This window comes from Schlesneria sp., assembly GCF_036405755.1.
Lineage (GTDB): Bacteria > Planctomycetota > Planctomycetia > Planctomycetales > Planctomycetaceae > Schlesneria > Schlesneria sphaerica.
Genome location: NZ_DASWWZ010000596.1, coordinates 1 through 10,410 on the forward strand (window position 1 = coordinate 1; position 10,410 = coordinate 10,410).

Annotated in this window: 10 protein-coding genes; 4 read left to right on the forward strand and 6 right to left on the reverse strand. The window is 57.5% G+C overall.

Going from position 1 to position 10,410, the window contains the following annotated elements:
* A partial coding sequence (locus VGE80_RS19695; protein WP_440593848.1) for a tryptophan--tRNA ligase occupies positions 1-428 on the reverse strand: 428 nt, incomplete at its 3' end.
* Positions 429-832: 404 nt separating this feature from the next.
* On the opposite strand from VGE80_RS19695, the gene VGE80_RS19700 reads away from it, so the two are divergent.
* From VGE80_RS19700 to VGE80_RS19715, 4 genes are all read left to right on the forward strand, one after another.
* The gene (locus tag VGE80_RS19700; protein WP_397568671.1) at positions 833-2,701 is read left to right on the forward strand and encodes an ArnT family glycosyltransferase; all 1,869 of its coding nucleotides are present in this window, start codon (positions 833-835) and stop codon (positions 2,699-2,701) included.
* A 229-nt stretch (positions 2,702-2,930) separates the two neighbouring features.
* Positions 2,931-3,254 carry a hypothetical protein gene (locus VGE80_RS19705; RefSeq protein WP_440593849.1) on the forward strand — a complete coding sequence of 108 codons (324 nt, stop codon included), beginning with the start codon at positions 2,931-2,933 and terminating at the stop codon, positions 3,252-3,254.
* On the forward strand, positions 3,247-3,483 hold the full coding sequence (locus tag VGE80_RS19710; protein WP_440593850.1) for a hypothetical protein: 237 nt from the start codon (positions 3,247-3,249) through the stop codon (positions 3,481-3,483). The genes VGE80_RS19705 and VGE80_RS19710 overlap by 8 nt, the downstream gene beginning before the upstream one ends.
* Before the next feature lie 7 nt (positions 3,484-3,490).
* A complete protein-coding gene (locus VGE80_RS19715) occupies positions 3,491-4,114 on the forward strand; it encodes a hypothetical protein (RefSeq protein ID WP_440593851.1) in 624 nt (207 codons plus the stop codon).
* A gap of 142 nt (positions 4,115-4,256) precedes the next feature.
* Here the strand turns inward: VGE80_RS19715 and VGE80_RS19720 are convergent, their stop codons facing one another.
* The 5 genes from VGE80_RS19720 to katG all read right to left on the reverse strand — a co-directional run bounded on the left by VGE80_RS19720 (position 4,257) and on the right by katG (position 8,586).
* The gene (locus VGE80_RS19720) at positions 4,257-4,535 is read right to left on the reverse strand and encodes a hypothetical protein (RefSeq protein WP_373648992.1); all 279 of its coding nucleotides are present in this window, start codon (positions 4,533-4,535) and stop codon (positions 4,257-4,259) included.
* 292 nt (positions 4,536-4,827) lie between these two features.
* Complete coding sequence (locus tag VGE80_RS19725) at positions 4,828-5,061, reverse strand: hypothetical protein (protein ID WP_397568667.1); 234 nt, start codon at positions 5,059-5,061, stop codon at positions 4,828-4,830.
* A 198-nt stretch (positions 5,062-5,259) separates the two neighbouring features.
* Positions 5,260-5,694, reverse strand: coding sequence for an SRPBCC family protein (locus VGE80_RS19730; protein ID WP_397568666.1), 435 nt, complete (start codon positions 5,692-5,694; stop codon positions 5,260-5,262).
* Positions 5,695-5,697: 3 nt separating this feature from the next.
* Positions 5,698-6,036, reverse strand: a complete 339-nt coding sequence (locus tag VGE80_RS19735; protein WP_373648995.1) for an ArsR/SmtB family transcription factor — start codon at positions 6,034-6,036, stop codon at positions 5,698-5,700.
* A 279-nt stretch (positions 6,037-6,315) separates the two neighbouring features.
* On the reverse strand, positions 6,316-8,586 hold the full coding sequence (gene katG, locus VGE80_RS19740; RefSeq protein WP_440593852.1) for a catalase/peroxidase HPI: 2,271 nt from the start codon (positions 8,584-8,586) through the stop codon (positions 6,316-6,318).
* Positions 8,587-10,410 lie beyond the last annotated feature (1,824 nt).

Consider the following 10,410-nt stretch of genomic DNA (forward strand, 5'->3'; position numbering starts at 1 on the left):
CCCACCGGCACCACGTCGCTGTCATACAGCAGAATGTCGGCGGCCATCAGAACGGGGTAGGTGAAAAGACCCGCGTCAGCCGCAATCCCTTTCGCGGCCTTGTCTTTGAACGAGGTGCATTTCTCCAGCAGGCTGAACTGAGTAATACTCATCAGCAGCCACATCAGTTCCGTCACTTCCGGAACATCGGATTGCCGAAAGAGCGACGCCTGGCTCGGATCGAGCCCCAGCGCCAGCAGGTCCAGGGCCGCATCATTCACGTTCTGCTCAAGCACCTTGGCGTCGCGGACGGTTGTCAACGCATGGAGGTCGGCAATGAAGTAGAACGACTGTTCGTTCCCCTGAAGCGCTATGTATTGCTGGATCGCGCCGAAATAGTTACCCCAATGAAATCGACCGGTCGGCTGGATACCTGACAAAACACGCATGAAACACCAGTTTGTTCGAAACGAAATTAACGACGATTTGATCGCGACACGGCTGCACAACCCCTGTGCCACGGCATGAAGATATCAAATTGCCGACCTGATTAGCCATCATCGTGAACCGGCAGCCACCCCGACTCACCCGATGCAGTCAGGGGAACGGCGCGATTCCCTGCCCGTCAGATTCCCGAACGTGCGTTCATGGTCGCACAGACGAGAACCCGACATCAGTCCGTCGAAGGGCAGCGAAATCGCTTCAGATCTTGAAGGCTCCCCTGCCCGGACGGGCTTCAGCTCCCGCGGTCACAGTTGTTTGACATTTGGCAATCACGTAAAGTTCGCGCAAGGCTTCTGCGCCAGCCTGGGATGATGGACCGCCAATGGCGTGTGAGTTAAGGAACGACTGCATGACTGTTTTGTTGCGCCACCAAGCGCTGCTCGCCCTGATGGCGGTCGTGATCTTCTTCACCAATCTCGGCAGTTACGCCCTCTTCAACGAAGACGAGCCCAAGAACGCCAGTTGCGGGGCTGAAATGTTTCGGCGTGGGGATGTCATCGTCCCGACCTTTAACGAAGCATTGCGAACCGACAAGCCAATCCTGATCTACTGGCTGATGCTGACTTCGTACAAGTTCTTCGGGATCTCCGAATTTTCGGCCCGATTCGCATCGGCCCTGTTGTCGGTCGGTACAACACTTCTGACCTACCATCTGGGCCGCAAGCTCTACTCTGCCGAAATCGGAATTCTGGCCAGTTGCATTCTCTGCACCTGCCTGCTGTTCACGGCAGTCGGTCGTGCGGTTACTCCCGACGCGACATTGATTTTCTTTGTGACGCTCACCTTCACCTGCTATGTCTGGGTCGTCGCCCGGCAGCGCGGGGGCAACTTCAGCGGCGACAGTGCTGCGGAAACCGATTCCGAAGAAGACGCCGATGAGGCCCCATCCGAACTGAACCAGACAGCTCTCGCCGAGAGCGACTCGAACGCGGCCTCGACCGTACAGCAACCGGACACACTGCTGCCATCCGACTGGAAGTGGGCCGCCCCTCTGTTCGCAGCCATGGGTTTCGCCGTGCTCGCCAAGGGACCCGTGGGGGTAGTCCTTCCCAGTGGGATCCTGATCCTTTTTCTGCTGATTTCGTGGCGCGAACGGGATATCGAAAGTGAAGTCCTGACCGCTCCGACGGGCCCTTGGTGGAAACGCTGGTGGCGCATCGCCCTGCAGACATTGCGCCCCCGACAAATCCTGCAGACACTTCGTGGAATGCACTTCCTGATCGGGCTCGGCATCGTCATTGCCATCGCCTTACCCTGGTATCTGGTGGTCGGCTATAAAACGAACGGCGAGTGGTTACGGGGCTTCTTCCTCGATCACAACCTGAATCGGGCACTGACCGCGAAGGAAAACCACAATGGCTTTCCGTTCTATCAGTTGTATTACGTCGTCGCGATTCTGGTCTCGTGTTTCCCCTGGTCGGTCTTCCTCCCCGTAGCGGTCTTCCGCATGGGCGAACGGTTCATCGACGGTGCTCGCTGGCGCGACAGTGATCGTCTCGTCGCCTGCTGGGCCGGAACCTGGTTCATTTTCTTCTCACTCGCCAGCACCCGGCTCCCCAACTACCTGCTTCCCATGTATCCCGCTGTGGCCTTGATCCTCGGTCGCTACCTGCATGACTGGCGGCGGGATGAGGTGGACGAGGGTGTCTATTCATTCAATCTCTGCTGCCGCGCCCTCGGACTGGTCGGCATTCTGATGGTCATCGGCGTCTACATCGCCGCCTATGTCCTGTTCTCCAGTGAACAGTGGCTGGCCCTGATTGGCCTGGTCCCGATTGCCGGTGCCTATATCGCGATGAAGTTCCTCGACCAGGAACTCCGTACCCGCGTCATCCAGACGCTAGTCGCTATGTCCATTCTGCTGGCGGTTCTCGTGGTCGGGGTCGCCCCGGTCCGCGTTAACAACTATCAGGACACTCCCAAATTCATCGCCGATGCCCGACGTCTCTCGAATGACGGTGAGGTTGAGATTGGCACCTTCCGTTACTTCCAGCCCAGCGTCGTCTACTACGCCGGTTATGCTGGAAAACGAGTCACCGTCTTACACACGCCGCGCGATGCCGCCGACTTTATCGCAGGGGGACCGCACCGATTCATCATTACCCCCGTCAGTAAGCACAATGAACTGCGGGATGAGCTTCCCGGAAATATCGCCGAACTCTCACGACACCGGAACTTTTTGCGGCGAACAGAACTGATTCTGCTCGGTCGACAATAAGCGGGCAGAGCGGGGTCGAAATGGGAACGACGGCAGGGTGCTCTCGCCAGTCGTCTCGGCTGCGCGCCCCGAAACCCGTCATTGGATCGGCCACGTTCAGAGCGGCGCTTCGGTCCACGTCCTGTGAACCAGGTCGAATCACGAGGTTGCGACTGATTCCTCCGCACCTTATCGTGAGTCCGGTCCCGATTTGCACAACCCCTCTCCCTGCTGGCATCGGAGCAACGGCATGTCGTCGCTCAATTTCACCGCCGAGATGGCTTCGTTCCCAACTCGTCCCGAACACTTCGTTGTTTACGCCGTCTGCACCTGCGTGTTTCTGGGCTCGATCTGGCAGCTGAACTCAGGCCAGTCTACAGGATCGCGGCTGGTACTGTGGGGAGTTCTGGTCACCGTCCTGTCATGCGGGTATGGACTGATCGGAATTCCGACGATGGTGCTCGCAATTCCGGGAATGCAGAAACTTGGGGTCCTGCTGGTGCTGGGAGGAATCGCTCATTCCCTGATCAGTTCTGTTCCCGCGAAACCGGTGAAGGAGGTCGACCATGACTGACCGGCAGCGACACATCGTTGTCCTGGTGATCAGCGTCATCGCTTACTTTTTAATCTATCCAGATGACATCACCCGCTTCACCGCGCCGGTCAGCGACGTTTTAACGCTGACGTTCTCAATCTCTCCCTGGATGTATGGACTGGCCGCGGTGGCCGTGATTATCTACGGCGCAATGAAGATCCACGGCCGAGCCTCGCTGGATCGATCGCAACGCCCTTTATCACACTGATTGAACCATGTCCCTGCTACTTGCGGATCTCGTCTGGCGCCCCATTACTGGAACACGCTGGGGGCTGGCCATTTCTGCCGCACACCTGCTCGCCGCCCTGCTCTGTTTCCGGGCCGCCACCGTACAGCCAGCCGTGCAACCGACCGCAGAGACGCCTGAAGGACCGGGCGATCAGAAGTCGACTCGTTCGCTCTACTGGATCGGGCTCGCATTGATCATGGTCCTGTTGAGCCTGAACAAGTTATTCGACCTGCAATCACTGATAACGATTTACGGGCGCGGGCTGGCGAAGGACCAGGGCTGGTACAGCGACCGAAGGACGCTGCAGATTGCCCTCGTCGCCGGGGCGGCGGCCGTCAGTCTCGTCGGTTTGCTTGTCAGTCTGTATCTGCTCCGCGGGCATTGGCGGGAACGGACTCTGGCCCACTTCTCGCTCGCGTTCCTGCTGACACTGGTCACGATCCGCACGACCTCGTACGGGCCTCTCGATGCTTTTTTGTACGGCCTGCCGACAGTCGGTAACCGAATGAACGCGGGACTTGAGCTTGCCGGAGCCGTGCTGGTCAGCATCGGCGCACTGCAGGCGCTTCAAAGCAGAAAAAATAGTTCTGCCAGAGATCGCGCAGCGTGACATCGAGCGGGCGATCCTCCAGACCCGTACACCAAACAGCGCGGCTACCGTCATTCCCCAATGACCACAACGTCACAGAGCCTGATTAGAAGCAACGCCAGATCGGACGGAGGAAATGGCTCAGAAACGGGACGAGGAATCGTCACATTTCCTTAGTGTCGGCCGTAGAGAGCGTGCTGGGGCTATAGCACTTCAGCAGCACTTCGATCGCCTGAGAATCAGTAAGAGTTTCACTGGCGAAGATACGTATTCTTCCGTCAGCGTCCTCGGCCAGGACTCGCTCCAGGTAGACTTCTTCATCCCACTCGTCCAGCGAAAAGGGATTCTTGAACGGCATACGGACACACGTCGTCTCTGGAGATATCTGCATCCACTCACCATCAGCGTAACCGCCAACGAATAGTGTTCTCAACTCATCCACGTCGAATCTTCCTACCGCATCTCGCTAAGTGCAGCAGCTACACCGAATTCCGTTTATAGCTGTGTGCTAATCACTTGCTGAGTCATCCTGACAATTCTTCTGACAACGGAATTGTTATATCCGGAAACTCATTTTTAGCGACCATGTTTGTGCAAAAAGTTCGATTGTGGCTGACAAATAAATACAGCCGCTGAACGTCGTGGCAGAGTACATGCGACGAAAACCTGGGCAGCCTGCGCGCAACCCAGGCAGATTCTGCGTCGGAAACCAGACCATCCCCTGAACTTGCGATTCAGACAAGATTGGGGGCTTGTTCCTCCGCGGGGCTTTTCCTGATCAGCCGCTTTAACACGTGCCCCTGCCAGAGCCACAGCCCTGTCACGATCAGCGCCGGCAGAAAGAAATAGCGGACAGCGGGGGCCTGAGCGGGAATTTCTTCAAACGGACTGTAGACATACCCCATAATGGGAAAACTGAAGACGATGTGAGTCCATCGGAGAATTGATCGCTTGGTGCTGGCTTTCATTCGGTTTTCCGCAAGTCTTGAGTTATTTGAACTGAGTCCGCGTCGCCAGACAAATTTGGTCAACGCCTGGATTGCCGGAACTTCTTCTGACAAACTTCGTAAAAAATCAGGGGGCTCGCTCAGACGCGACTTTCGCTGAGCCCGCAAACCGACAGGGTGCCAGAACGAGGCACTTACGCGACATAAAGGAACTGCTTGCTAAGAGACGCGTGCCAGTAACGCAGCAAGCTGCTTCTCAAGCATTTTCGCCCAGCCATACTGCGCCCCTTCGAAAGCCCGATCCGCATACGGACGACTTAAATCGAAGCCGGAATGCTCGAAGTAGACCTGCGTCCCCTCGTTGAGTGACTCCAGTCGGAACGAGACGTGAGTATCCACGATGGGCTCACCAGCATTCCACGAAAATTTCAGCAGGTGAGGTGGCTCGCATTCCGTGACTTCGCACTCCACCACCAGGCCATCAAAGCCAATCTGCGGCTTGGGAGGGACATGGAACTGGAAACGGTGCCCGACACTCGGCTCGAAATTATTCGGATACATCCATTCGGCGAGTGCCGCACGGTCCGTGATCGCCTTCCAGACCCGCTCCCGCGACTGAGGGAAATAAAGTTCCCGTCGAATACTTTCCGTCACAGCTCATTCCCCTTTCGCAAGATGCTTCTGAAGACGCTCCAGATGGTCGTCCCAGAATCGTTCGTAATAAGCGAGCCACTGCCGTGCTTCCTTCATCGGTTCCGCGTTGATCCGCACGAACTGAAACGAACCCCGTTTCTCACGACCAATCAGCCCGGCACGCTCTAAAACTTTCAGATGCTTTGAGACTGCCGCCAGCGACATCTGATACGGCAGTGCGATTTCACTCACCGACATCTCCCGCTCGGCAACGTCCTGCAGAATCGACCGGCGCGTCGAGTCAGACAAAGCGTGGAACACACGATCCAGTCGCGAAGCATTCGCCGAAACGCGATCAACCACAGCGAGCCTCCTTAACCAACAACACTCAACCACTTGGTTAAATGATATCGCCTGCACGGCAAAGAGTCAACCATTTGGTTAAATCCCAGCCAAGCCATTGAACGGCTTCCCACCTCCATCCAGAGCGACACCCCCGGAACGGCGCAACGCCCCCGAACAACGCCACAGGCCCCGATGTTCGGCGAACACCAGGGCCTGCAACGGAGCACGGCTGCCAGGGAAAAATGGCACTACCAAAGCATCTTGCCGTAAAACAAGGGAACCGGAAGATCGCCTTGATCAGTGCCGCACGAGATCGAAACGATCGAGTTCCATCACTTTCACCCAGGCGGCCACAAAGTCATCGACGAACTTCTTTTCGGCGTCCGCACTGGCATAAACCTCAGCGAGGGCGCGCAACTCGGAGTTTGACCCGAAGACCAGATCGACACGAGTTCCATTCCACTTCAAGGCCCGCGACTTGCGATCGCGACCTTCGTACCGGTCCGCTGAAATCGGTTTCCATTCCGTCCCCATATCCAGCAGATTGACAAAGAAGTCATTCGTCAAAGCTCCGGGCCGCTCGGTCAACACTCCCGCCCGTGACGGGCCGACATTCGTCTCCAGCACGCGCATCCCGGCAACCAGGACTGCCATCTCGGGGGCAGTCAGCGTCAGTAGCTGAGCCTTGTCGACCAGCAAGGCTTCCGCGGGGAGCGAATAGCCCCCCTTCAGGTAGTTACGGAAGCCGTCGGCAATGGGCTCCAGTGCCTCGAACGATTCGATATCGGTCTGTTCTGGCAGAGCGTCCATGCGCCCCGGCGTGAACGGAACGACAATCGTATGCCCTCCCTTTTTCGCCCCCTGCTCGATTCCGACACCTCCCGCCAGCACAATCAGATCCGCCAGCGAAACCTTCTTCCCGTTGGGGGCCTGCTGATTGAAGGCGGACTGAATTTCCTCCAGCGTCTTCAGGACGACAGCCAGTTCGGCGGGTGAGTTCGCTTCCCAGTCCTTCTGGGGGGCCAGTCGAATCCGTGCACCGTTCGCGCCGCCCCGCATGTCGGAGCCTCGGAATGTCGCAGCCGACGCCCAGGCCGTCGACACCAACTGCGAAACCGTCAGCCCTGACGCCTGAATCTGTGCCTTGAGCGACGCGATATCCGCGGCATCGATCAGCGGATGATCGACGGCAGGGATCGGGTCCTGCCAGATCAGGTCTTCCTGAGGCACCTCGGGACCCAGATAGCGAATTTTCGGGCCCATATCGCGGTGTGTCAGCTTGAACCAGGCCCGTGCGAACGCGTCGGTAAACTCTGCGGGGTTTGCAAGAAAACGACGGGCAATCTTCTCATAGGCCGGATCGAACCGCAGCGCCAGGTCGGTCGTCAGCATTGTAGGCGAGATCCGCCGGGACGGATCATGAGCGTGCGGCACCGTCTCGGCACCGGCGTTATTTTTGGGACGCCACTGATGAGCCCCCGCCGGGCTCTTCGTCAGCTCCCACTCGAACTGAAAGAGATTCTCGAGGAAGTTGACGCTCCAGTGGGTCGGCGTGGTCGTCCAGGTCACCTCCAGTCCACTCGTGATCGCGTCTTCCCCCTTGCCGGTGCGGAAGCTGTTCCTCCAGCCCAGACCCTGCTCTTCAAGACCAGCCGCTTCAGGCTCGGGCCCCACGTGAGAAGCGGGTGCAGCCCCGTGCGTTTTCCCAAAACTATGACCGCCCGCGATCAAGGCCACCGTCTCTTCATCGTTCATCGCCATGCGCTTGAACGTCTCGCGGATATCAAACGCGGCCGCCAGGGGATCAGGGTTGCCATCGGGGCCTTCGGGATTCACATAAATCAATCCCATCTGGACGGCGGCGAGTGGATTCTCAAGCTGGCGGTCATGAACCTGACCATCAGCGTTGTCATCCGATGACACCACGCCCCCCGGCTTCTCAACCCCTTCCGATCCTCGTGCGTACCGGACATCTCCACCCAGCCACGTCTTTTCTGCTCCCCAGTAGACATCCTGATCGGGTTCCCAGACATCCTTGCGGCCTCCCCCGAACCCGAACGTCGGAAATCCCATCGTCTCCAGCGCCACGTTGCCGGTGAGAATGATCAGGTCGGCCCAGGAGATCTTCCGGCCGTACTTCTGCTTGACGGGCCAGATCAGCCGCCGCGCCTTGTCCAGGCTGACGTTATCGGGCCAGCTATTGAGCGGGGCGAATCGCTGCTGTCCACGACCTGCTCCACCACGCCCGTCACCCGTACGGTACGTCCCGGCACTGTGCCAGGCCATGCGGATGAACAACGGCCCGTAGTGGCCAAAGTCGGCCGGCCACCAATCCTGTGAATTGGTCATCACCTCGGCCAGATCCCGTTTCACCGCTGCCAGATCGAGACTGTTGAACTCCTCGGCATAGTCGAAGCCCTGTCCCATGGGATCAGACATTGAGGAGTGCTGGCGCAGCAGGTCCAGCTTCAACTGGTTCGGCCACCAGTCGGAATTCGACGGTGCCGCCGCCACGGTATGCGTACGAACCGCGCCGGAAAACGGACATTTGCCGTTGTCGTCTGTCATCGGAGGCCCCCTCATTTGGAATGGATACGCGTGAGATGATTCAGCTCAGTGACATCGCAACGTCGACTGGATTCCCTGACACACTAGACCCCTCACGAAAACCGCCGTCAACCGCAACGCGCCCCACCCTCTTAGACAGACCCGAGCCGCGGACTATCTGTCTGAGCGAAAGGACTGGACAGAAACATCTTCGCGATTCGCCCTGACGGACAAACGCCGCATTCGAAACCTCGATTCACCCGCCGCCCTACTCACTCCACCGCAGCGATCACCGGCCATGGGCCTACTGCTCACCGGGGCTCTGCAGACGGTGGCGAGAAGATTGAGCCAGTACGAGCCAAGCTCCCCGCATCGGAGCTTAGACCAATGGGCGCTCTGCCGCTGACCGCCTCTTATGCACTGCCCCACTACAGATGCAAAAGCCCGACACCACTCCCGCTAGAGGGAGTTGGCACTGCTGCTGGGAGGAAACACAGATTCCGCCACGATTCGCGAACGAGACCCACGGCAGATCCGATTCGATCGGCACCGCAGAAAAAAAGCCTTGTCCACAAAAACTTGTGAACAAGGCTTTTCAGCGAGGTCGACGGGGCTCGAACCCGCAACCACCGGATCGACAGTCCAGAGATGTAGGCTCGGCAGTGCTACACCACTATGCCTTCAATCTAGTTGCGCCACAGCGGAATCCCTATTTTTTTACGGCGCGATCGCGGAGGGGGTAGCTGACGTTGGCATAGACCAGAAAGATGTCTTGCTTGGTCTTTCGTCGCAGGATATCGTTCACCTACCATGTTCAGCTCAGCACTAAAAATCTTGGTTTTCCTTTGTGGCGTGACGATCGCGCTACCGCAGTGCTGGTGTTGCGCACTCCTCGATCAAACGCTCCCAAGGGAGGCAGAAGGATCAAAATGGGATTGTGCACCTTGCGGTTCACATGGGTGTTGTCCCATGGACATCAACTCGTCGACTCAAGAGTCGGGAGACGCCCCAACGTTTCCGGCGCCGGATCAGCTGTGTCCGTGCGTTGAGCGGATGGTGACGCTAACGGACTATTTCGAGTCCCTCGCCTTTTCTTCGGTCTTTGTCCTGGCGCCGATCTATGTCTGGATCGAACGTCCAGCCCTGGACGGAAATCTGGAGTCGTTGTTTTCGAGCGACCCGTTCATCACTCAACCGAGCCGAAACGTACTTTACTGCCGTTGGCTTTGTTGACAGTCGTTGTTCAAATGCTGGATCCGCATTTCTTTGCGAATCCCCTTCTATTCGAGTCCGCTCCAGTTTCTGCGGTGCGGACGGCTTCAGTCTACGTAAAATTTCTCAATCAATAGAAGTGTTCCGGTTACGCGAGTTCTACAAGCGCGTCCACCGTGAATCATTGAGCAACAAAAGGAAACTGTAAGATGAAATTTGGAATTCTGTTTTCGTGTCTGTTCTGCCTGGTTGTTTGCGGGTCGGCTTGGGCTTTTAACGCTTCTAACCGTTTTGCAGAGGTTTCACCGTCGAATAATTTGGCGAATGGTGAAGTCCTGACCTGTTGCTCAATTGGGGCATGTTCCTCAACCGACGGTTGCTGCGAAGACGACGATTGCTGTGAAACCGGTGGTTGTTGCGAGCCAGGCGGTTGCTGTGAAACCAGTACATGCTGCGAGCCAGGCGGCGTGTGCGAACTCTTAGGGTGTTGCTCTGACGGCTGCATGAGTTCAAGGAAGGGACTAGCTGTCGCCGAAGAGTGATCCTCAATTTAAGCCCAGCCACTTTAGGTTGGTAACATTTACGGATCGAGACGGGGCGTCTGAGGAAACTCAGACCCCCTATTTAATGGGG